Annotated in this window: 22 protein-coding genes; all 22 read right to left on the bottom strand. The window is 41.0% G+C overall.

The features are described 5' to 3' along the window. Positions 1-44: 44 nt before the first annotated feature. A complete protein-coding gene (locus tag BM056_RS05120) occupies positions 45-1,427 on the bottom strand; it encodes a phosphomannomutase/phosphoglucomutase (protein ID WP_207648141.1) in 1,383 nt (460 codons plus the stop codon). Between the two features lie 124 nt (positions 1,428-1,551). After that, entirely contained in the window at positions 1,552-2,625 is a 1,074-nt protein-coding gene (locus BM056_RS05115) for a mannose-1-phosphate guanylyltransferase (RefSeq protein ID WP_092469393.1), read from the bottom strand. A gap of 39 nt (positions 2,626-2,664) precedes the next feature. After that, positions 2,665-4,149 carry a mannose-1-phosphate guanylyltransferase/mannose-6-phosphate isomerase gene (locus BM056_RS05110; protein ID WP_092469391.1) on the bottom strand — a complete coding sequence of 495 codons (1,485 nt, stop codon included), beginning with the start codon at positions 4,147-4,149 and terminating at the stop codon, positions 2,665-2,667. A gap of 72 nt (positions 4,150-4,221) precedes the next feature. Continuing rightward, on the bottom strand, positions 4,222-5,058 hold the full coding sequence (locus tag BM056_RS05105) for a PHP domain-containing protein (protein ID WP_092469389.1): 837 nt from the start codon (positions 5,056-5,058) through the stop codon (positions 4,222-4,224). 23 nt (positions 5,059-5,081) lie between these two features. After that, positions 5,082-5,615: a metal-dependent hydrolase gene (locus BM056_RS05100; RefSeq protein WP_092469388.1), complete on the bottom strand. Its 534-nt coding sequence runs from the start codon at positions 5,613-5,615 to the stop codon at positions 5,082-5,084. 53 nt (positions 5,616-5,668) lie between these two features. After that, positions 5,669-6,271, bottom strand: coding sequence for an adenylyl-sulfate kinase (gene cysC / locus BM056_RS05095; RefSeq protein WP_092469386.1), 603 nt, complete (start codon positions 6,269-6,271; stop codon positions 5,669-5,671). Between the two features lie 80 nt (positions 6,272-6,351). Next, positions 6,352-7,683 carry a lipopolysaccharide biosynthesis protein gene (locus BM056_RS05090; RefSeq protein WP_274377521.1) on the bottom strand — a complete coding sequence of 444 codons (1,332 nt, stop codon included), beginning with the start codon at positions 7,681-7,683 and terminating at the stop codon, positions 6,352-6,354. Between the two features lie 561 nt (positions 7,684-8,244). After that, positions 8,245-9,225, bottom strand: a complete 981-nt coding sequence (locus BM056_RS05085; RefSeq protein WP_092469382.1) for a DUF4915 domain-containing protein — start codon at positions 9,223-9,225, stop codon at positions 8,245-8,247. Positions 9,226-9,540: 315 nt separating this feature from the next. Beyond that, positions 9,541-10,416 carry a sulfotransferase family protein gene (locus tag BM056_RS05080; RefSeq protein WP_092469380.1) on the bottom strand — a complete coding sequence of 292 codons (876 nt, stop codon included), beginning with the start codon at positions 10,414-10,416 and terminating at the stop codon, positions 9,541-9,543. A 50-nt stretch (positions 10,417-10,466) separates the two neighbouring features. Further along, a complete protein-coding gene (locus BM056_RS05075; RefSeq protein ID WP_092469378.1) occupies positions 10,467-11,786 on the bottom strand; it encodes a UDP-glucose dehydrogenase family protein in 1,320 nt (439 codons plus the stop codon). Between the two features lie 80 nt (positions 11,787-11,866). Then, positions 11,867-12,322, bottom strand: coding sequence for a dTDP-4-dehydrorhamnose 3,5-epimerase family protein (locus BM056_RS05070; RefSeq protein WP_092469376.1), 456 nt, complete (start codon positions 12,320-12,322; stop codon positions 11,867-11,869). Positions 12,323-12,338: 16 nt separating this feature from the next. Next, positions 12,339-13,187, bottom strand: a complete 849-nt coding sequence (rfbD, locus tag BM056_RS05065) for a dTDP-4-dehydrorhamnose reductase (protein WP_092469925.1) — start codon at positions 13,185-13,187, stop codon at positions 12,339-12,341. A gap of 8 nt (positions 13,188-13,195) precedes the next feature. Then, positions 13,196-14,203: a dTDP-glucose 4,6-dehydratase gene (gene rfbB / locus BM056_RS05060; protein ID WP_092469374.1), complete on the bottom strand. Its 1,008-nt coding sequence runs from the start codon at positions 14,201-14,203 to the stop codon at positions 13,196-13,198. 10 nt (positions 14,204-14,213) lie between these two features. Next, on the bottom strand, positions 14,214-15,266 hold the full coding sequence (locus BM056_RS05055) for a glucose-1-phosphate thymidylyltransferase (RefSeq protein ID WP_238456317.1): 1,053 nt from the start codon (positions 15,264-15,266) through the stop codon (positions 14,214-14,216). Between the two features lie 122 nt (positions 15,267-15,388). Then, positions 15,389-16,573 (bottom strand): glycosyltransferase family 4 protein, encoded by a 1,185-nt coding sequence (locus BM056_RS05050; protein ID WP_092469373.1) that lies wholly within the window; start codon positions 16,571-16,573, stop codon positions 15,389-15,391. Positions 16,574-16,625: 52 nt separating this feature from the next. After that, positions 16,626-16,976 carry a hypothetical protein gene (locus BM056_RS05045; protein ID WP_092469371.1) on the bottom strand — a complete coding sequence of 117 codons (351 nt, stop codon included), beginning with the start codon at positions 16,974-16,976 and terminating at the stop codon, positions 16,626-16,628. Further along, entirely contained in the window at positions 16,966-19,245 is a 2,280-nt protein-coding gene (locus BM056_RS05040) for a DUF2206 domain-containing protein (RefSeq protein WP_092469369.1), read from the bottom strand. The genes BM056_RS05045 and BM056_RS05040 overlap by 11 nt, the downstream gene beginning before the upstream one ends. A 109-nt stretch (positions 19,246-19,354) precedes the next feature. Further along, complete coding sequence (locus BM056_RS05035; RefSeq protein WP_131820726.1) at positions 19,355-20,314, bottom strand: glycosyltransferase family 2 protein; 960 nt, start codon at positions 20,312-20,314, stop codon at positions 19,355-19,357. Between the two features lie 95 nt (positions 20,315-20,409). Then, positions 20,410-21,591: a glycosyltransferase family 4 protein gene (locus tag BM056_RS05030; RefSeq protein WP_092469366.1), complete on the bottom strand. Its 1,182-nt coding sequence runs from the start codon at positions 21,589-21,591 to the stop codon at positions 20,410-20,412. 18 nt (positions 21,592-21,609) lie between these two features. Next, positions 21,610-22,338 (bottom strand): glycosyltransferase family 2 protein, encoded by a 729-nt coding sequence (locus BM056_RS05025; RefSeq protein WP_092469365.1) that lies wholly within the window; start codon positions 22,336-22,338, stop codon positions 21,610-21,612. A gap of 169 nt (positions 22,339-22,507) precedes the next feature. After that, positions 22,508-23,698: a geranylgeranyl reductase family protein gene (locus BM056_RS05020; RefSeq protein WP_092469363.1), complete on the bottom strand. Its 1,191-nt coding sequence runs from the start codon at positions 23,696-23,698 to the stop codon at positions 22,508-22,510. A gap of 42 nt (positions 23,699-23,740) precedes the next feature. Further along, positions 23,741-24,004, bottom strand: coding sequence for a hypothetical protein (locus BM056_RS05015; protein ID WP_092469362.1), 264 nt, complete (start codon positions 24,002-24,004; stop codon positions 23,741-23,743). Positions 24,005-24,153: the final 149 nt, after the last annotated feature.

The following is a 24,153-nucleotide window of genomic DNA, read 5'->3' as shown; positions in this document are numbered from 1 at the left end:
CATGCTCATATTTATATCCTCTTGCCATGTAATTTCCAATGGAGCTAATGCTCCCACTCAAAATCCTTCACTTCCGGGAACTCCTTCAAAGCCTCCTTCACTATGGAGCAAATGCGCTGCAGGTCTTCTTCAGCTTTTGCCTCGCAGCGGGCCACCAGCGCGGGCTGGGTGTTGGAAGCCCGCACCAGGCCCCACCCGTCGCCAAAAAGCACCCTTGCCCCGTCCACATCAACCACGGGATATTCCCGCTTAAAACGCTCAGCCAGCCTGCTAACCACCTTGAATTTATCCCGGTCCGGGCAGGGAACCCTGGTTTCAGCCGTAGAGTAATACTTGGGTATGCCTGCAAGCATTTTGGAGAGCGGCACATCGGAATTGGAGAGAATCCTCAAAAGACGGCCGGCAGCGTAAAAGGCATCGTCGAAACCGTAAAACTCGTCTGCAAAAAATATGTGCCCGGACATCTCCCCGGTGAACACCGCCCCGACTTCTTTCATCTTGGCTTTAATTAAGGAGTGACCCGTCTTATAGAAGAAAGGTTTTCCACCGAGACGCTCCACCTCGTCTACCAAAGACTGGGAACACTTCACTTCGATGATGGCCTCGGCTCCGGGATGTTTCGGCATGATTTCCCACCAGTAAAGACACATCAGCATATCTCCCCAGATAATATTCCCTGCCTCGTCCACCACTCCGATGCGGTCTGCATCGCCGTCAAAGGCTACGCCAAGATCCGCCCCCTCTTCCAACACCGCTCTTCTTAACTCCACCAAGTTGGCCGTCTTTACCGGGTCCGGCTGGTGGTTAGGGAAGGAGCCGTCGGATTCACAATATAACGGTATCACTTCGCAGCCCCAGTTCTCCAATATTTTTTCAGCAAACAAGGCGGCCGTGCCGTTGCCGCAGTCCACAGCAATCTTTAATTTTCGTGGACCTAGCTGTATTTTTTCCATGAGCATATTTAAGTACGGGGTGATGGCGTCTATCTTTTCAAAGCTTCCTGAAGCGGCTGAAAATTCCCCGGCCAGCATCAATTCCTTGAGCTCTCGAATGTCATCTCCGTAGATGGTTCCGTCGTGCAGGGCTATCTTGAATCCATTTTCATCCGGTGGATTGTGGCTGCCGGTAATCATCACCGCAGCGTTAATACCAAATTGGACTCTGGCGTAATAAAGCACCGGCGTGACTACCAGGCCTATATCCATCACGTCGCAGCCCACATACATAAGTCCCTTTACCAGGGCATCCCGCAGGCGCTCGGAGCTAAGGCGGTTGTCCCTCCCCACCACTACTTTAGATGAACCATTTTGTATAGCTACAGTTCCAAAAGCTTTACCCAATTGTGTTACAACCTCATCCGTAAGGTCCCTCTCAGCTACGCCCCGGATGTCATACTGGCGAAAAATATGTTCATTAACAGTTATCATATTGAAATGCCTCCTTTAAACTAAATCGGAAAGGGGACACACCTCTGTTTAGGGCCAGTCATTGGGGCTGAGGAATGTCCCCGATTGGAAGGGGTGAGGTATATCCCCAACGAAGTGTTTGGCATTACAGCGCTTCATCCAAGCCCTTCTCCTTTAAAGCCTGCACGACTTTTTTTATTTCCTTGGCCCGGTTCTTACGGCAAACCAGGATACTGTCGCGATCGTTTACCACGATTAGACTCTCTACTCCTATGATACCAACCGTCTTACCAGGGGAATAAATGAACGTATCACTTGTGTCCAGCAGTACTCCCCGTCCCTCAATGACATTTCCTCGCTCATCCTTTTCAGCGTAACGATCCAGGGCGGTCCAGGAACCGATGTCATCCCAACCGAAATCCCCCCGCATCACCAGAACGTTATCCTCCTTTTCCAGAATACCGTAGTCCACCGAAATCCCGGGCAGTTCCGCGTAGACTTCTTTCAGTACGGCCGGGTATTGTTCCGTCCCCATGGCCTGCCCAATTTTATTCAGACCCCGGGCAAGTTGCGGAATATATTTTTCAATAAGTTGACGAATTAAATTCACCCGCCAGATAAACATGCCGCTGTTCCACAAATAATTACCGCATGCGAGCAATCTGACAGCCTTTGCATAGCTGGGTTTCTCCAAAAACTGAAAAACTCTGTACAAGGGCACTCCGGCAATGGTATCCAGCATTTCACCCTGACAAATGTAGCCGTAGCCAGTCTCCGGCCTATGGGGGGCAATACCAATGGTAATAATCCCCTCTTCCCGCCAAGCCGCAGTCACCGCGTTCTTAAGCACTTCTTGGAAGCAGGGCACGTCGCCGATGTAATGGTCCGCCGGCAAAACAATCATAACCTCCCGGGGGTCTTTACGCTCCAAAATCAAAGTAGCCAGCCCAATGGCAGCCGCAGTATCCCGCCCGTAAGGTTCGATGATAATGTTTTCCTCCGGCAGATGCGGCACCTGCTCCATGATGATATCTTTAAAATCCAAACCGGCAACTATGTATGTGCCGGATATTCCTACCATTTCCTCCACCCGCTCCACAGTGAGCTGCAGCATGGTCTTTTCGCCGATAAGATTTAAAAATTGCTTGGGTACGGCCAGACGGCTGCGGGGCCAAAACCCCTCTCCCCTCCCGCCGGCCATAATCACTGCAAAAGGCATGTTTTCTCCATTCTCCCTCAATTATTCAAGCTCTATGCGTTAAGTACAGGATGCGTCAAAAGAACTGGTCAATTCTAATTGCTTAGTCTTAATTTCCGGCAGCAGCAACTTCTTTACATAGGAAGAACTTAGATCAGACCTGGCATCATCAGTTTCAGCCCGACCAAAGTCGTCATGAAATCTGATAATATCATCTTCCTCCAAATATTCGCCAAGCTGCACCTCGATTACTTCCAGCAAGACTTTCCCCGGGTTCTCCAACCGGTGCTTGTACCCCGATTTAACAAAGGTGCTCTCACCACTGCAGACAAAGTTTACCGAACTATTTACAGTAACCTTGGCCGTACCTTTGACTACTACCCAGTGCTCGCTGCGATGGTGGTGCAGCTGCAAGCTTAATTTCTTCCCGGGCAAAACACTGATCCGTTTTATCTTGTAAAAAAAGCCTTCCTCCAAAATAGTATAGGACCCCCACGGCCTGTAAGTGGTTAAATGAAAATCCGCCCTGGGATCGTTGTTTGACTTTAATTTATTAACCACATCCTTTACCTTTTCGGAATATCCCTTTTTACAGATAAGCAGGGCGTCTTTCTCGTCTACAACGATCAAATCCTCAGCGCCAATGACAGCCACCGCTTTATCTTGATCGGTATATAAGAGGTTATTGTCGGAGTTGATTAGCGTAACTTCATGAAAAGCTATATTTCCGTTTTCATCACCTGGAAACTCCTCATAAAAAGCATCAAAACTCCCCAGGTCACTCCATTTGATATCCACTGGAATAACAGCCGCCCTGCCGGACTTTTCCATGATGCCGTAATCAATGGAAATACTTATTGTCTTGTTGTAAACCTCATTGATATCGCTTAGCTGAAAAGCGTTGTAAACCTCGGGGCAGTGCTGTCTGACCTCTTCTATGAAAACATCCGTTTTAAACATGAACATGCCGCTGTTCCACAGGTAACCCTTTTCCACGTAAACCTGGGCAGTTTGTAAATCCGGCTTTTCTTTAAATTCCTCAACTGCATAGCCAATTGTCAAAGGTTCCTTGGGTCTGATATAACCATACCCTGTATGTGGTGTTCCGGGGTGTACGCCAAAGGTGATGATATAATCACCGGCCAGTTGCTCACCCTGTTTTATAACCCGGGTTAGCTCATCATCGTCCTCTATCAGGTGATCGGAGGGAAAGACCGCAACTATATCAGCGCCGCTTTTATGTATCTCAACTATCGCATAATATATTGCCGGCAATGTATTTTTACCTGACGGTTCCACCAGGATATGACCTTCATTAAATTTATAGCCAAGTTCCTCGATCTGCCCCAAAACCCAGAACTTATAATTAATGTTGGTTATAATATAAATTTCATCTAAACCGGTTAACTTAAGGCACCTTTCAAATGACATTTGAAATATAGACTTGTCCATATTCTTTAGTTTTAAAAATTGTTTGGGAAAGTTATCCCTACTGAGGGGCCACAACCTGGTTCCGCTACCGCCGGCCAGTATTATTGTTTTCATTATCATCACCTTACTTTTTTGTTTTAAATCTAATTAGACCAATATAAAAGGTTTTATAGGTAAACCATCTACTTAAAATCGCAGCTCCTTCAACTTCTCAACATAAGCATATGGCAATTTAATTTTTCCCATCAATATCTCACCCGTATTGCCCCCGTGGCAATCAGATCCGCCGGTAATAACCAGATTAAGACTTTCAGCAATAGCCTTGTACCGCTGCACATCTTCTTCCGTATGCTTGGTATGCCAAACCTCTACCCCCTGCAATCCCTTGCCGGCCAAGTACCTGATATCGGAATCTTCCATTTTGGCGTTTTTTTTAAAAAACCCGGGGTGAGCCAGTACGGCAACTCCACCAGCGTTTCTGATCACTTCTATAGCTTCATCGGGGCTGATCTCATACCTCTCCACGTAAGCCCTGCCGTTTTTCCCTATAAAAGCTTCGGTGAAGGCTTCCTTGATTTCACTGATGTATTTTTTACCCATAAGTACCTGCGCTATATGAAGCCTGCCTACAAAACTAGAGCCGGCGCGGCTTATTACTTCTTCCCAGGTGACATCCAAGCCCAACTTTCCCAGTTTATCCACCATCTGTCTGGCCCGTTCGATTCTGCAATCCATAATTTGTTTAAGCTTGTTGAGAAGTTTAGCGGAACGCCAGTCTATAAAGTAACCCAATATGTGGACTTCGCCGCCATTATACAGCGTGGAAAGCTCCACACACGGCAGCACCTCGACACCCTGTTCGTTGCCGGCGGCCAGGGCTTCTTCCAAGCCGCCCACACTATCATGATCGGCAAGGGCTAGGCACCGAAAACCCATTTCCTTCCCAAGTGCCACCACCTGACCGGGAGCCAGCTTCCCGTCCGAGGCGGTGGAGTGAATGTGCAAGTCGGCAAATCCTGTCAATTAAGACACCTCTTTTTTCTTTCTCAACGTCCGTTTGCAATGAATTTAACAAACTGCCGCCAGGAAACTATATTTTTTACAAAACAGAGCATGATGATGCCGCCAATCACCTCCGGTAACAAATAACGCGGCTCGGTTAATAGATTTAGCCATAGCTGAAGCCAGTTCTCCGGGTTTCCCTTTGGAAAAGCCCAGCCGTTGGCAGGCCACAGGAAAGTCCCGGGGTAAAGCCACATACCATCTAAAATATGGTGTACGATACAGCCTCCGGCTACCACCAACATACCAATCTTCCTGTATTTAGACCAAAAGTAGGCAGCCACAGCTAAAAGAAAAAGCAAAAAAAGCAACGTGTGGCTATATATACGCCCGTTTCCAATGGTTTCCTTAAAAATAACCCCGCCCAAGGGCTTGTCAATAATATCGGGAAGCATCGCCCCCAGGATAACAAGCCTGTAATCGATATTTTCAGCTAGTTCATTTCCCCGGTACTTCATTGTCTTTTTTATGCCCTTTGCTATTCCCAAGGTGATTCCAACATGAGCTAAAAGCAGCATTTTCGGCCTCTCATAACCTATTTAACTTAAATTCAATTCAATTAAAGTCACATTTAGATAATTTTTTGTTTTAATAGATACATAATTATATGATTAACTGACTCTTCAATTGTATTTTTATTTGTATCTACGGTTATTTCGGGATTTTCAGGCTCTTCATACGGCGCTGTTATTCCTGTAAATTCGGATATTTTACCTGCCCGCGCTCTTTTATATAAACCTTTGGGATCTCTTTTTTCGCATATATCCAAAGGGCACTTTGCGTATATTTCTATAAATTCTCCGCGTTCTACTAGTTGGCGAGCCATTTGCCTGTCCTCGCGGTAGGGAGAAATAAATGCGGTTATTACCATAATACCGGCATCCACAAAAAGCTTGGCCACTTCAGCTATGCGTCGTATATTTTCCCTGCGGTCCTCCGGGTTAAAACCCAAATCCTTATTCAAGCCGTGCCTTATATTGTCACCATCAAGTAGATATGTGTGTATCCCAATCTCGTGTAGCCGGCACTCCAATGCATTAGCAAGGGTAGATTTACCCGAAGCTGATAAACCGGTAATCCATAAAATGGTACTTTTATGAGTATTCAACTTACGCCTTAGCCCCTTATTTACGGTAGTTAAATGCCATACTACATTTGCCGGTTCACGAATCACAGCACACTCACCTCTTCAATATTTTTAAATTTATTGTAAACAGACAGTGAAAACAAGAAGAAACTCAAGAACAAAAATGATTATATTTTAGCTGAAGGAGCATAACTCTTTTCTTTCAGCGCAATCCATAACGGTCTAATTATGACTAAAGATAAAAACATGTGAGCGGTTAAATAAGCTATGCCTATCCCCGGCAGTCCTACACGTCCCAACAACCAGTAAGCGACACCCAGAGAAACGATTGCCAAAAAACTCGTTTGAGCAATAATCAGATACGTTTGTTTTTTGACCTGGTTTATCGTTATAAAGAGTGTGTTGATGCACTGAGGTATCATAGCAAGTACTAAATACCGCATCACGGTCGTACCGTTCTCAGCGTAGCCGGGACCGAAGAAATGAAGTAACCAACCACCGAAAAGCATCATGGAAACAACCGCCGGAATAGACATGCCCAGGGACAAGAGCAAAACCTTACGCCCGTCCCGGCCCATTTTTTTCGGGTTATGGGAACCTTCAGCCAACAGGGACTGAGAAATGCCACTGGGAATTATCGACAGCACCATGCTCATCATCCAGGCTATGTAAAAATAAGCGCTGTTCTCAGGACCCAGGATATTTAAAACCATGAGCGGATAGATATATTTAGGAGATAGGTTCAGCAGGTTTGCCGTGTAGTTAGCAAAAGAATACGGCAGGACTTTTTGCATGATATCTTTTGCAATCGCAGGCCGTGGGAAATATCCCTTATATACTTTCGGCAAAAAAAACAGCCACGCTATAAAAACACCTACAGCAATACCTGTCCCCACCCCGGCAAATATACCAAAACCCTTCAGGTGGGCAAATATTAGAATCGGCAAGGGCATCTTGAGAATGCTGGTGATCGTGTTTTTCCAAAATACATATTTTGCATCCCTTCCGGCTATTAAAGAGCCGTCGATTAGCACAGATAAAGCGTTAACCACGGTAAAAAACATGAATAGCAATAAAAACACGATATTTTCTCTGACAAACTCCAGGGCCGGTGACCAGTATTTTATTCCTGCAAGGTAGGTGATAGCCCCGATAAGAGACACCAAACCAACCAGAGTAAAAGAGGCATTAATCAAAAGCACTGCTCTTTCTCTGATTTCGGGAACAAAACGAATGAGGCCGATTCTGAGGCCCAAACCTGTCAATATACCCACAAGGCTTGAAGCTGAGACCAGAGCAGAACCGATACCCACCTGAGTCGGTACAAAAAAACGCGTCATCACGTTCCAAAAAACAAACCCAAGCAGACTAGTCGATAGGGTGTTTAACATTAAATAAAAAGCGTTATTGTATAGAGATGAATTCCTTGATTTTAGGTATATATCCAAAAATAGGCGAGAACCAGTCAAACAGGCCTCGCGAACATGGTTTGTCAACACAGATCAACCCTTTAAGAATGATTTAACTGATTAGCTTCTTGGATTTCAAGTAGCTAGCCTACCTCATCTTTTCTATTTCGGGCTTCCCCTGGCAGGCCTGCATCAGCAGCGGGATCAGATGCGTCTCCGGTTGGTTGATCCTCGCCGATGTCCCCTTCCGGGTCAGTCATGGCTGCTTTTCAATAACTCAGGGTAATGTGATGCAAAGCGGAACGCCCTATGGTACTAGCCCAGGATTTCTTCCAACATAAGCTTGGTACTGCCATACACATTTACTGGCTACGTCGGGTGCGCTACGTTAATGGGTGTGTACTCTGGATCGCCGTAAAACGCCTCCCCCCCGCTTATCCCAACCACTTTTTGGTGCTCTAATTCTATGCCCTACCCACTGAGCAAATGCAACAAAACTGACGACTGACGTAGTCATTAGCTTTCAGAGCCAGCCAATCTCAATCCCTTTGTAGTCAAAAGCCCTAGCATAGTGGTTCTCTGATAATTTTTAAAAGATGTGTTTCTGACAATATGTTCATTTCAATTTAACGCGAAGTACTTTTTCAAAGTTCATTGAGTTTTATAAGAAATATTCCTAATTCTAGTTAATCTATTAAAAATGTAATCATCTATTTTGTAAAGATTATTAATTTGTTCAATGTTACTAATCAATACTTGTTCCAACAGTCTTCGACTATTTACATCAAATATTCGTATCATATTTGGCGATTGGTTAGATTTTGGTATAACACTAAGATAACGTTTTCTCGTAGCAGATATCCCGGCATAAAAGTATACATCATTACAACAAGCTCCTCGCCCAAAACCACTAGTTTGCATCTTGTTCACTAAATTCCATCTTAAGTCATATACATTAATAAATGCATTGCAACTATCAAAAACCCAATAATGATCATTAACCTTTCTTACCGAATGAGGTGCTTTTAAATTAAGATTAATTACTTGACCTTTTTGAATATCTATAACCCCACCATCACCTTGCTTTTTAATTCCACTTTTAACTAAATAAAAAAGTTGTTTTCCATAAACATGATGTACCAAACACCAAGGTTTTCCATTATAATCAAAAAATATTTGATTGCAATGGAATCTATCAGTGTTGCCAATATAAATACCACTATTATTATCCTTTATAACTTCTGATATTTTGACTCTTTTTTCAACTTCTTGTTTTTCTACACAAAAAACTATAATTTCATCATAACCCGTATTGGATATCCATAATTTATCAGCCTCAAAATGCATTTCATGTATATCCTTAAGATTATCAACATCTAACTTGTCAAGGATATTACGTGCAATATCATACTTCCATAAGCTATTTCCAGGTGCTGGAGAAATATATATATCCTCCGGTCTATCTTCACGCCACGCAATTGAACTAATTCCTAACTCACCAAAACATTGAAAACAATCTACATTAAAGATCTGATTTCCGTTTAAGATTTGCATGGGATGTACCTGATCCCGTTCCAAGAATCGATCTTCTTTTTTGTGGTTCAATGAGCCAAGAATCATTATTTTTGACATATATAGAAAACCTCCCTTTATAATTCCTTATCATTAAATCAATATTATTATTGCTAAAATTTAATTTCCATAGAACTTCCTTAATGGAAACTATTTTAGGGAAAACTACGGTCTCTATATCCATACAAATACTATATGAGTTTTTGTTTAGTGAATTAGCAGGACTAGAAATATAATAGCAATGAAAGTACCTGAAAACGACTAAATACTCCGGGCAAAAAAGGAAGGCTCGAAAAGCAATAAACGCCTAATCTGATAAGCCAGATTATTCGATATAAAAATATCTTCATTTTTCTTTCGCAGTGAGGCTAAATTTTACTCATATGTATCGGACCATAAAAGTGGATTGTTTAAAATTGCTCTTAAGTTTGTAATTTCCTTTACATAAATATTATAAAGAAATTCTTTTGCTGACTTTTCCAGTTCAGGCTTACTTGCTTCACGATAGATTATCGTATTTATTATATTTTTACTCCATTGTGGCAATAATTTCATTGCAGGGTTAACAAGTGAAGAAATACTTAATAATCCACCTATAATTTTCCCCCTTGGTAAAGAAAATGTATTATGTTTTGTTTGAAAATCAATGTCCTCTAACGGCAATAGGCTAACATCAAGAAAGGTAAATACTTTTTTTAACACTTTTTTCGTATCATTCTTTAACTCTTCAAAATATAATATTAGAATTTGACTGGAACTAAAAACATCTAAGTAACGAGCTATTTGCTCATAATATAAACCTAACTCTACATATAAATGTGAAACACCCCATTCCTTGCTTCTAAGTGCATAATCCTCAGCCAAAGCATCAGCAAAACTTTTTCTCTGAATACCTGCCCGAACATCCATCAAATAATGAGAGAATGCACGTTCAATGGGCTCACGTAGTAAAATTATTATCCTCGCTTTAGGGTTGGCTTCCTTTATTCGATGAGGAGAATTTTTATCCCATAAATAAGATGGACTGGCTTCCCCAACTATTGAGTAATCACGCGCACCTTTAAAAAGTGCATAATAACGGCTTTCATCCCAAACAACTTGCCTCCTCGATCGAGCCTGTGAAAAGAAATTGGGTTCCTTAATACGTGACATATAAACACCCGGATGTTGGCTTAAATATTTATATAAAGAAGTTGTACCTGCTTTTGCCGCTCCAACAATAAATAAATTAGGCATTATTTTTGGTAACAATCTTATTCATCTCCTTTAATGAGACAATAAGCATTTAGTTTTAATAAAAGCTATGCTTGAAGCTGAAATACCCTATGCGTGTTCCTTCCAATGCCAAAGCATTTAAACCCTATCTCTTTAATTAACCTTGGTTGTAATACATTACGCCCGTCAATAATGATATGAGGCGATTGAGTATACTTAAATACCTCAAACCAATCTAAATTAACAAATTCATCCCATTCAGTAGTAAGAATTATGGCATGTGCTTCATGTATGGCTTCCCATATATTTTTTGTAAAAACTGCTTCCTGACAATAGCAGTTCTTCTCCGTACCATCAACTATGGGATCATACGCTTTAACAGATGCTCCTTCTCCTATAAGCAAGTTGATTATTTCAATACTCGGAGCTTCTCTGATATCATCCGTATTGGGCTTAAAAGCCAGACCTAAAACGGCTATTTTTTTCCCAGATAACAAACCCATCTCTCTCTTGAGAATTTGAATTGGAATAAAGCGCTGGCGATTATTAACGTTAATAACAGCCTTTAAAAGCTCAAAGCTGTGTCCGTTAATTGTCGAAATAAAATCTAATGCTCTTACATCCTTTGGAAAACATGACCCTCCGTAACCAATGCCGGCGCGTAAAAAACTACCACCGATTCTAGGATCATGAGATACCCCTTGCACAACACCATCAATATTAGCACCCGTCAAATCACATAAATTCGCTATTTCGTTTATAAAACTAATTTTGGTAGCTAAGAACGCATTAGAAGCATATTTAATCATTTCCGCAGTAGTAACATCAGTAATAACAATTGGAGCATTAATGTCTTTATATAAATGACTAATTAAGGTAGTTGCTTCCCTGTCATCACCACCAATTACAATTCGATCAGGATAAAACCAATCTTTTAAAGCTTGTCCTTCCCTGAGAAACTCTGGATTTGATACATATGAATGACTAAAACTTGCCTTTTCCAGGTAGATTTCCTTAATTTTCTTTCCAGTTCCCGGCGGTACGGTAGATTTTACTACAATAGTAAGAGGATTACTGGCTCTATCCACTACATATTCTAAAGCGTTATTCAACTGGCTTAGATCTGCTGAACCATTACTTTGAGATGGTGTTCCAACAGCAACAAAAACGATTTCCGAATCAATGCAACTTACATTTTCTAAAGTATCGAATGTGAGGTTGCCTTTTTTAGCATTTTCTTTGACAAATTCATCCAGCCCCGGCTCATAAATATAAATATTTTCATTTTGAAGCATTTGGATTTTTCTTATATCTACATCCAAACCAATAATCTCATAACCAGAATTAGCCAAACCTACTGCCGTTAGTAAGCCAACGTACCCGAGACCCAAAACAGTTATTTTCATAACCAACCTCCATATAAATAATGGACCTTATGTTAACTACGGATATCTTTATTAAATAAAGAATTATTTCTACATTTTCACTATCTATTTTTTGTTACCCAATCAAAACCGATTGCCGGGTCATCCCAGGGAATCCTTTTTTCATCCGGCTTTTCCCTGTTATAGGACAGAGTAGTGAAATATATGATTACCGCAGGCTCTTGGCCAAGCACCCTGTAACCATGTGCCACCATCTTTGGAATAACCAGCAGGATCGGGTTGTCCTCACCCAAGTAAAACACATTGGTCTCGCCTTTAGTTAGCGAATCATCCCGCAAGTCGTAAAGGACTACCTGGGCGTTTCCAACCGGAAAAAACCACAGGTCGTCCTGGTGTTCATGATAGTGAAATGCCTTGATTACACCGGGGTATGCCTTTGACATTGAAGCCTGCCCGAAACGTGATAAGAGTTCATCGTCATCACGAAGTATTTCCATAAAAAAGCCGCGGTCGTCGCAGTGTTTAACAAATTTTTTTACCTGAACCCCTTCTATCACTGGCTAATCGCTCCTTTTACCTTTGGTTTGATAAGTATTCATGCAAAGCTTCTTCCCACGGCCTCAAATCAGGCAGCCCTTCCAGCCGGATGCAATAATGGTCAAGTATAGAATAGGCAGGGCGCGGGGCAGGCCGGTTTAATTCAGAAGTGGTGATAGGATTTACTTTAATATGACTCAAGCCGGATATTTGGAAAATCGTTTCAGCAAATTGGAACCACGAACAAGAACCGGTATTGGTCGCATGGTATATACCATAAAGATCGGTGCGCAACAATACTGCTATAAACCGCGCGAGGTCTTTCGTGTATGTAGGTGAGCCTACCTGGTCATCCACCACGTTCAATTCGGTTTTTTCTTTTGCCAGTCTCAACATGGTTTTTACGAAGTTATTTCCATGTTCTCCATATAGCCAGGATGTACGTACTATGAAGTATTTACTTGAAAACCCCGCTACATATCTTTCCCCGGCCAGCTTTGATTTACCGTAGATACTTATTGGATTAGTTTTGTCAAACTCTGTGTATGGGCGCTGGCTGGTGCCGTCGAAAACATAGTCGGTGCTTACATAAACAAGTTTTGCCCCGACCATTTCCGAGGCCACCGCAATGTTCCGGGAACCCAGTGCGTTTACACAGTAAGCGCTGTCGGGCTCCAGCTCACAGCTGTCCACATTGGTGTTCGCCGCCGAATGTATTACTACATCAGGAGTATTTGCGGCAACCAATTCCTGTACATTAGTTGACTGAGTAACATCCATTTCCTCGCGCCCGAAAGAAACTACCTGGCAACCCTCTATTTTGAAGAAATTATGTTCCAGGTCACACCCCAGTTGTCCCCGTGCTCCGGTTATTAATATTTTCAAATCAACCACTACCTTTGTAAGTACATTCTTTCATAGTACTCTTGGTATTCCCCACTCTTGATTTGATCCCACCATTCCCGGTTCCGGCAGTACCAGTCAATAGTTTTTCTCAAACCCTCTGCAAAGTCAGTGTCGGGCTGCCAGCCAAGTCCATTTTTTATTTTTGAAGCTTCAATGGCGTAGCGCCGGTCATGCCCGGGCCTGTCCTTTACAAAAGTGATCAAAGACTCCGGTTTGCCCAATTCCAAAAGTATTTTGCGGACTATATCAATATTTGTCCATTCGTTATTACCGCCTATGTTGTACACTTCCCCCGGCTCGCCCTTTTTTAACACCAGATCCAGCGCCGCACAGTGATCCCATACGTAAAGCCAGTCCCGCACATTTAAGCCGTCCCCGTATACTGGCAGAGGCTTGTCTTCTAAGGCATTGGATATAATTAAAGGAATAAGTTTCTCCGGAAACTGGTAAGGGCCATAATTATTTGAACAACGGGTTACATTTACAGATAAACCGTAGGTCCGGTGATAGGCCTGCACCAGCAGGTCAGCAGCCGCCTTACTGACTGAGTAAGGACTGCTAGGGTCAAGAGGAGTATCCTCTTTAAAATAACCGCTTGGGCCAAGGGAACCGTATACCTCGTCGGTGGACACTTGAATGAATTTGTTAACACCATGCCTACGGGACGCTTCCAGCAATACCCTCGTACCCTCAACATTTGTCCGGATAAAAACACCTGAATCCTCGATGCTTCGGTCCACATGTGATTCCGCGGCAAAGTTGACAATGGCGTCAAAACCCTGTGAACTAATCTCTTCCACGCAGTTACTATCGGCAATATCACCACGCACAAATGTATATCTAGGGTCATCTTTAATATCAGATAGGTTCTCCAGATTACCGGCGTATGTTAAAAGATCGAGATTTAGAACCCTGCAGTTATCATGATTCTTCAATATATACCTTATAAAGTTGCTTCCGATGAAACCGGCCCCGCCTGTAACCAGTACTTTCATAATTTACCTCCTATATTGCTACGTCCGAGTCATCGCCGATAAACAAGCGGCAGGCGCGCCTCTTGGTATTAGAACTGGTTACCCGGGTGTTACACCCAATGAGGCTATCCTCAACCCTCTCCACATCAGAAAGCCAGCAGTTTTCCAGCATTACGGAGTGTTCAATGCTAACTCGTTCCAAAACTGTACCTTTGCCGATAGCCGTATAAGGTCCGATAAAGGAATCTTTAACCTGTGTCCCCTCCCCAATTACCACCGGGCCACGTATAACACTGTTAGTTACAGTTGCTCCATGGGCAATATTTACTCGTCCAACAACATCACTTAAGTCATCAACCTGTCCGTTTATCTCCCTGATGGCATATTCGTCTAAAACCACCCTGTTAGCTTCCAGAATATCATCCTTTTTACCGGTATCCAGCCACCAGCCGTCTAAGATTCTTGCTTCTACTCTTAAACCCATGTTTAACATTTCTTGTATAGCGTCTGTTATTTCTAGTTCCCCCCGCCAGGACGGCTTAATACGGTCTATAGCAGCATGTACAGCCGAACTGAAAAGATATATTCCTACCAGCGCCAGGTCACTGGGCGGTTCCTTAGGTTTTTCCATTAACCTTAAAACTTGCTGTTCAGACCCTAAAACGGCTACTCCAAATTGTCTGGGATCTTTAACTCTTTTTAGTTGGATAATTGATTCGCTATAACCATTATTAAAGTCATGCACTAATTCCCTTACGCCACCCTGGATTAAGTTGTCACCTAGAAACATTAGAAAAGAAGAATCCCCCAAAAAATCCTGGGCTGTCTTTACGGCATGGGCTAGACCGGCAGGCTTATCTTGAATAACATAAGTAATCGAAGCATTCCACCTTGAACCGTCACCCACCAATTCATTTATATTGTTACCTGTTTCAGGTGATATAATGATGCCTATATCTTTAATTCCTGCATTTATGATCTGCTCCAGTACAAAATAAATAATAGGTTTATTTGCCACGGGAATTAATTGTTTAGCTGTGGTATAGGTCAAAGGGCGTAAGCGGGTTCCCCGACCACCTGCCAAAATTAGCGCTTTCGATTCAATCACCCCATTTTTAACATTTACACTTTATACTTAGTTCCGATAAGTATAACCCAATATTCAAGTATCAAATTTACAGTTAATACCTCCAAAAGCAACATCGTTCATTGACCTACCTCTTTATAATCAGAAATAGTCTTAATAATAATATTTTCAATGCGTCCGGCATAATTTTTAGCTAAATATTTATCCTCCACCTCTTTCATCCCTTGTTCGCCAATTTTTTTTCTAAAATCTTCACTTTTTGAGATCAACAAAATTTTCTGAGCAATCTCAGCGTGATTCCCTGGTGAAACTAAAAAACCAGTTATACCATTTTTTATTATTTCTCTTGGTCCACCACTATTAGATGCAATAACCGGCAAACCTACTGCCATAGCTTCTATAATAACTCTACCAAATGGTTCCTCTAATGAAGGCATCAATAATACTTTGCAAATTGGAAGTATGTTTGGAACATCATTACGATACCCAGCAAAAACAATACTATCACTTAATCCCATAGATTTAGCTAGTTGTTGAAGATATGTTTTATATTTATTATCACCACTCCCAATCAAAAGAAGTTTTATATTCGGCATTTTATCTTTAATCATAGCAATAGCACGTATCGCTATATCTTGCGCTTTTCTCCTTCGAAGAGATCCAATTACAACAACTACCCAATCACCTTTCTCTATTCCATTAATGTTAACATTAGCACCACGGTTAAAGCTTGTATCAAAATCTATAGCATTAGGCACCACAACAATCTTTTTGTTATTATTATAATTATATGTATTAAATTGTTGAGATACAGCCTGAGATATTGTAACAACTTGATAGCTTAGATTATATACATACTTAAAAAGAAATCTCTCCGGAATAATAGACTTGAGGCCAGGATTTCCCGGTATTATTTCTCTAATATGCCATATATGGGGCTTTTTAAAGAAAAATGATGAGATTGCACCAGAAAAAACTACAATCGTATTTGTATAAACTAAATCAATTGACTCTTTTTTATAAATATATCCCAGAAAGAACAATAAAAACAATTCCCTTATTAAAGAAAAAGGCAATTCAGCAACCTTAAGTACTCTTTTCCCAAACCACCAAGGGCTTTTTAATATATAATTTTTTATTTTAAGACTTTCAATTTCTTCTTTTAATGGCCCATAACTCGGTATAACAACAATTGGCTCTATTATTTTTTTATCAATCTCTTTTAATAAAAGAAGAAGACTTCTCTCCGCTCCAGATAGTTTTGCAGAATGTGAAACAAAAAGCACTTTTATTTTTTTATCCATTATAAATAACCACCATTAACAATTTATAATTATCAACTTTCGCAAAGGCTATTTATCTCTTAGGCAAAAAATTGATAGATATAACCTTAATTGCATTATCCTTTTTTTGATTCTCAGCCGTTACAATTATTTTATTGACTCCTTCGACAAGATCAACGGAACCATGAAAGTATCCGTTTTCTGCTACTACAACAGGCGTGCCATTTATATCTACTTTAGCTAAAGAATTAGAAACGAATCCATATACTGGCATAGGGCTTTTTAAAATCCTATTACCATCATAAGGATATGTAACTTCAATAGTTAATTCATTGTAATGAGAAGTGACTAGTGCTAAGCATATTAGTGGACTAATGTTTAATATAATTACCAATGCAATAATCTTCAATAATTTAATCGCCACTCACCCTCTTCGTCAATATCTTAGCACCTCCGTTTACATAGATTGCATTACTATGGTTAAGCCTTTTAGAAAATAAAGGTCTATTCATTAGATTGACATTCACATAAACATGATTAACTCCTTGAAAGGCCGGTACCAATATTTCATTATAGTTTATATTCCAAGACCTAAGAAATATATAAGCATCATCCGGCACTTTTCCGGAAGCAGGAATTTTATACGTATTTCCATAATGACGTTGATTAATTAACAAAGCCCCTGTAGAATCAGCGTAAACCTTCGCATCATTTGATAAATCTGCCCATAGCCATAAGGCAGCATTAACTTCCAGCTGATTATATAAAGCATAATAATCCTTTTTATATGGTCCAAGTGCCCTTGATGATGAGTGCTTACTAAAAGCAAAAACAAACCCACTAGTAAAAAGGAAATACGGTATTATTATGACTAAAGCTAAAAATGGAAGATAAATTGACTGCCGGCTTGATAAATTTAGCATTTTAGGTCCTGTAGTTCGAATGGCACGGTCAAGCAATCCAGAGCAGCCGCGCCAAATTGCCTCACCTCCTATAATAAAAAGTGGTGCTAACATAAATGATACAATATGATAAAACCTTTCAAATCCTAGATAAGCACCAAAACGAGGCAATGCTATACAGGAGAAAAGGACTACAAAAGCTATAATATCAAGAGCAATAAATTCAATCCTCAATTTAAACCGTCTAATATCAAATAACATCACAAAAAAACCAATAATAATTAATAATTGAGTCAAGTATTGAAACACCCTATATACTTTGGTCAAAATTGGTAGTTGAAAAAACTTTAAACCAAGTCCAGATTCAACCATACTTTCTCTTACCCCAGGTTTAAAAAATTCACCTAATGCGTCATAAATACCTTTACCTATTATAACAATACGATTAAACATAGAGCTATTGCTTATATGAAGATGCCAAGTTAAAGTAAAGATTATTAGCACTAAAATGAATGACATATTTAGAACTGACCGAGATGTTGTTTTTATTGGCCCAATATCTGGAGATAAGTCCGCTGCTAACCCAGAAAAATTAGGTAATTTATTCCATAAAACTAATATCCATGGATGTTTTGCCATTAAAATCAAAATATAGCCTAATCCCCAAAGCAGTATGGATATATACGCTAATGCATAGTGGGAAAGTATCAAGGATATGCAACTAATCATAGATAAAACGGATTTTTGAAGACTGTTAAATCTTTTCTCTACCATTAATAAAATTATCACAGCAAAATATATTTCCGCAATCATCTGCCGGGCGTGGCTAATCATAACAGGAATAACCATAGGTATTGCCAAAAAGAAGAAAATCGCCATAAAACTATTTTCTGGACCAAATTGCTTTTTAAATGTCTGATAAAGTGCTAAAGGTACTAAGGAATATAAGAGCGGGTAGATAATCTTGAAAACCCATAAACTATCCATAGATAAAATTAAGGAATATATAGGACAAAGCAATACGATACTGAGGCAGTTATTATAATTATGAGATACAGAAAAATCCCAAAATTTATTATTAAGCACTAGGTTCTGGAGGTAGTACTCTATAGAAATATCTGAACCATAAATCGATGGCGATATAAACGATTGATGGAATAAAAGGCCAACAGCAATCATAATTATAACTAATGGATACAATTTTTCTGTTATTAGATTAAAAGAAACTAAACCAACAATACAAGCAATTAAACCGAGTAAAATTAGTAAAATGGTATTATCTTCATAAACATTAACAAATTGTGCTCCAAGAATAGCAAGAATAGGCAATAAGAGCACCAACAAACAAATCGGATAAAGCAATTCTTTAACATTAAATCGTAGATCCATAGATGGCGGGGTAAAATCTTTATCTCTTAAATAAGCAATTGAACAAAGCAGAAGGATGAAGATATTCAATATAATAGTTAAAGGTATAAGCGAAATAGGTTCGATAATACCAATAAGGGGCAAGACAAAGTTAGCAAATAAGCCTGTGGCATAAATAAAGGCAATACTCAATGCAACCGCATAAATTAGGCTTTCTACTATGCTTATACTATGAATTTTCATAATCCGCAGAATAAGGATACCTGGGACAAAAGTGAGGAAAATAAAGCCGATAATTTGTCTAAGAATGGAAATATTAAAACCTAACGCCCATAATTCAACGAGTCCTATCATACTAAGCACGACAGCAAATACCAACCGCAATAGCTTTTTAATTTCCCAATCATTAGGAGAAGTTATCAATTTATAAATTACTCCTTTTGAAGTAAATTAAATAACCAATTAAATCTAAATATATACTCAAATTTCTTTAAATTATGTTGAAAAAACCAATCCACATTATCAATCAAAACTACACGCTGCCAACGTTTTCTTCTCTTTCCTTAACGTATCCAAAGACACCATCCTTGTATCCTTGAAATAGTTTTTTTAATGATTCAACATTTTTACTTTGCAACGCCAATATAAAGAAATAAATAAACCTGAAAGAAAAATGACCTAAAAGAAACTGCCACTTTTTAAATCGAGTAAGGTTTTTTTTGCAAAAAAGAAAACCGTTTCGCGCATTAAAGTAAGCTTGAAATGGTGATAATGTATCTTTACCAATAAAACCTCCTGTTGCTGAAACTTTATGGTAAATAATCGACTCAGCTACATATTTGCATTTAAAATTATTATTTATGGCACGATAACAAAAATCTAAATCTTCGTAATAGGCTACATACTCCGGATCTAACATGCCAATTTTGATGAAAACGTCTTTACGGACCATCATAGCGCAACCGGTTACAAATGTAGTTTTCCTACTATAAGTGGATTTATTAAAAATACCTAATATTTTTCGTTGTATTGGACTTGCAGCAAACCATATTATAGAGCCACTACCCGCCCATAGTTCCTTATTCCAATAATTAAGGATTTTCGGTCCAGCGATGTCATATTTCTCGTTTTTAAGTGTATTAACTAACGGCTCCAAAAAACCGGGCTCAACAGTCGTATCATTATTTAAAATTAAAATATATTCAGCATTACTTTCAATCGCTTTCCTAATTCCAATATTATTTCCACCCGCGTAACCCAGGTTGGCGTCGTTAACGATTGTTTTTATATCTGGGTACCTCTCACAAAAGACAGCTACGGAACCATCGTTTGAGCCATTGTCTACAATTATAATTTGTGATTTGACACATCCTGCATTTAATAGAGAATCAACACATTCGCAGGTATCATTTTTACCATTCCAATTCAAGATTATAATTTTAACATTTGGCTTATCATAGTTTTTCATAGTTGCCCCTTCGCTTTCAATCAATACTACCCTAACTTATAACCTACCAGGCAGCCTGCTTGTCTATATAAAGCTGATTTTTATCTTTTTTTCTAGGCCTTTCAGTCATAAATTGCCCTTTAGCAGCTTACACGCTGACGCTTGTCCATTTCTCCGATGATGTGTTCATATTTTTTTACGATAGCTTCCCAGGTAACGCCTGTAAACTGATAGGTCTGAACTCCGTTAACCACCCAACTGTGATAAGCATCCAGAAGGCTGTCACGCAGAGCGTCAACGTCTCCTACCGGAAAGAACCTGACCCCGCCGTACCCATTGAGGCATTCAGTCATCGTATCAAGATCCGCCGTAATAACCGATTTACCCTGGGCCGCCGCAATATTGATGACCCCGCTGCCACAGGTTCTCAGGTAAGGCAATACAACCACATCGGAAGCGGTAAAGTATTTCGGAACATTCTCATCAGGTATAAACTCTGACTTAAAAATGATCCTGTCCCGGTAGGGTGAATTATCCAAAACCGGCATCAGTTCCGTATCGTCCCCCCAGTCTTCTCCGGCAATGACTAAATGCATATTGCTTGCAAGTTCGGGGGGAAGTTTATTAAAAGCCCTGACTAATAAAGATACCCCTTTGTATTGGCGAATCATTCCAAAGTAAAGTATGGTAAAGCCATTCAAGTTCAGATCCTTCCTGGCAATCCCCCGGTCCAATGTTCCATACATATTGTAAGGTCCGTGGGGAACAACATCGATCCTGTCCTCAGTTAACTTATAAGTATTAATAATGGCTTGCCTGGCCTCCTCGGAGTGGGCCGTGTAAGAGTCGCACAGGTTTAGTATTGCTTTTCCCCCTAACCTGGAATAAATCCTAATGGGGAATATCTTTTCCTCAAGGGTATCTACCACTTCATGCATCTCAAGAATTAAGCGAAACTTATTTCCGTTTACCTGCTTACTAATGGCTAAAAGAAACTGCATATGCGCAACAGAAGAAGTCCACCAGTGCATTATCACCACTTCTGGTTTTTGTTTCTGTAGAAAACGGTATGCCCCATACCATGATCCAGGAGAATTCCAATCCATACCGTTATATACTTCTATATCAGGATGAAAATCTATCTGACATTCCTCTTTGCCTACACGTGCTCTCCCGGGGTAAAGGAACAACGGCACCAAGTTACGCAATAAAATAACTGATACTTTATACCCCTGTTCGGCAAATGCATTGGCCATAACAATTGTATAAGCAGAGATTCCACTAAAAAATTTTTTCGAAGATCCGATTATACAAATCCTCATATTTTTATCCTTGCTTTTTTAATATTTGGCGTATCTATTCAAACTTGGCTTTTCTAGTCTCTGAAATAAAAGTGGGAAGTGTCTTAATATAGTTACACAAATCCTATATCCATCTCGAAGGCCGTTTAGTTTAGCTTCGCCCAGCCTATCTCTATATAGGATGTGAATATCCATGATCCGCAGCCCCATCCTGGCAGCTTTTATACAAATCTCCGATTCAATACCAAAACCTTTGGACTCCAGATTCATGACCTCTAGAAAGCTTTTTTTCAAGCCATAGAGACCTGTTAATGGATCATATCCTTTAAACCCATAGATGTATCTGATGCTGTTTCTAAAAATGGCATTGCCAATGCGGTTAAAAGCTGGAATATTCTTTTGGCCCATTTTTCGAGACGCTAAGGCCATATCAAACCACTCCAAAGCATTGGCTATTTCAATGATCCCTTCCGCTGGATAGGTGTTATCTGCATCAATAAAAATCACATTTTCCCCCCTGGCTTCTCTGATGCCGGTTTTCATTGCTTCTCCCTTACCTGAATTCTGAACATGAGAAACCAATCTGCAGGGGAATTTCTCTGCAACTTCTCTCGTCCCATCTGTTGAACCATCATCTACAACGATAACTTCAAAGCTATTGTCAATTAATTTAAAAACATCTTTTAGCACTACTGGAAGTCCTGCTTCTTCGTTATAAGCAGGTATAATGATACTGTGCTTTATTTCTTCCGAGTGACAGCGACTCACAAAACCACTCCTTTAAGGTTAGGGGCATACCTTCCATTGTCTTTCCGATTAAGGAAAGGGAACAATACACCACTTCGGGGACTTGGGACATTCATCCTTAGGAGGTGTGTCCCAAGTCCTTAAAACCGTCTTTATAGTTCCGCTAACCTTTCTAAATTACGCTATAGTACTAGCAGTAGCTCAGTATCTTTTTGAATCCGACCATAAAAAATTTCTCTGCCCAGGGTCCGGCAAAGGCCAGCCTGCCTGCCAGCCAGGACGGGTAGTCTATATCGCCGTATCTGGATATGATACTCCGCCATAAGGGGCGGCTGAAAAAACGGATCAGTATGTCCATTTCCTTATCGGACATAGTCAGGAAAATATTCCTGTGCCCGAGAGCTGTCTGTATCTCGTCAGCCATCTCCCTCTCCCATAACCACTGGTACTCTGAAAGGAACTCCATGGATAGGTTACCTTTGGCGAGCGCTTTAGCTGCCACTTTGGCACAGAGTTTTGCGCCCAACAGACCAAGATACAGTCCCCCCCCTGATATGGGTTTGGTCTGGCAGGCAGCATCCCCCACCAGCAAGGTTCTCTCGCCATAAATTCTGGGAAACTTACCGATAGGAACAACGCCACCCGTGCCGCGGAGAATATTCATACCTTTAAAAATTTCGGGATAGGACTCTACCATTCTATTAAAGTAATATCTGGGATGCTTGTTCCTCCCGCTTACACCGATCCCCACCCTGGCGTGCTTTTCGTCCACCGGTATAACCCAGCCGAACCAGCCCGGTGCGATTTCCCTGCCCAGGAATATGTGCACCATGTCTATTTCCGGGCACTGCAGTTCTACTTCGGCCGCGCACATACGGATCACGTCCTCCGCTGCAGGAGTATTAATCCTGCGGGCAACACGGGAGTTAACCCCGTCAGCCCCGATTAGCAAACAGGTCCTGGCTGTTGACTGTCCACCGCTAGATTTTAGCTTTACGCTGGCCTCATCGGGAAAATATTCACCCACACTGGCTTTAACCCCGGTCAGGATTTCCGCACCGGCACACAGAGCTCTTTCCGACAGCTTACGGTCAAATTCCGCGCGGTCGATCACCATGGCGTACGCCCTTTGGTCTCTGATATAAAGCACTTTCCCACCAGGCGAGTGAACAAAAGCGCCGTGGATTTGGTTGAGAATTAAGGCATCCGGCATGGCTGCGGTTACCAAGGTTCTGGGACTAACAAGGCCTGCACACTGCATGGGCTCGCCAATTTTCCGGTGTTCCTCGGCTACCAGCACCTTATAGCCTTTTTCCGCAATAATTCGGGCTGTCTCACAGCCCGCCGGGCCTCCACCAATCACTATGACGTCATAATTCATACAGACCAGTTCCCTTTCTGCGCCGGTTTTTCCATCGGCTTTTTAAAGGACATTTGAGATTTTAACAAACACAATGGACACAAAAACCATCGACAGCGGGATGATACCGACATTTAAGACCCGGTCCAGTGCGCCAGACAAGGTAAACTCAGGCGCGGATGAATTTTCCGAGGCTGCTCCCGCCAGTTCTTTTACGATAAGGAACGCGATTAAGGTTAGCGTGGCAATCAGTCCGAATCCAGCCAATAAGGACGTGGCAGCCGTGCTCGCGGCAGTCGTGGTTACTGCGGTTACTGTTGAAATCATGTTTTTCCCCCCTTAATTTATAGTGCATCGCTCACCAGGATTCATTTACCACTGAAACATGTAAACCCTGATGGCAACAATTATTACTTGACTAGCAAGTTAACGCTTGTTAATTTAGTGTAAAATGGGTGTTTTTTATGCTTGATTGC

The sequence above is a fragment of the Desulfotruncus arcticus DSM 17038 genome, assembly GCF_900113335.1.
Classification (GTDB): Bacteria; Bacillota; Desulfotomaculia; order Desulfotomaculales; family Desulfallaceae; genus Desulfotruncus; species Desulfotruncus arcticus.
The sequence above is the reverse complement of the archived record's forward strand: the minus strand, read 5'-3'. Positions and strand labels throughout refer to the sequence as shown.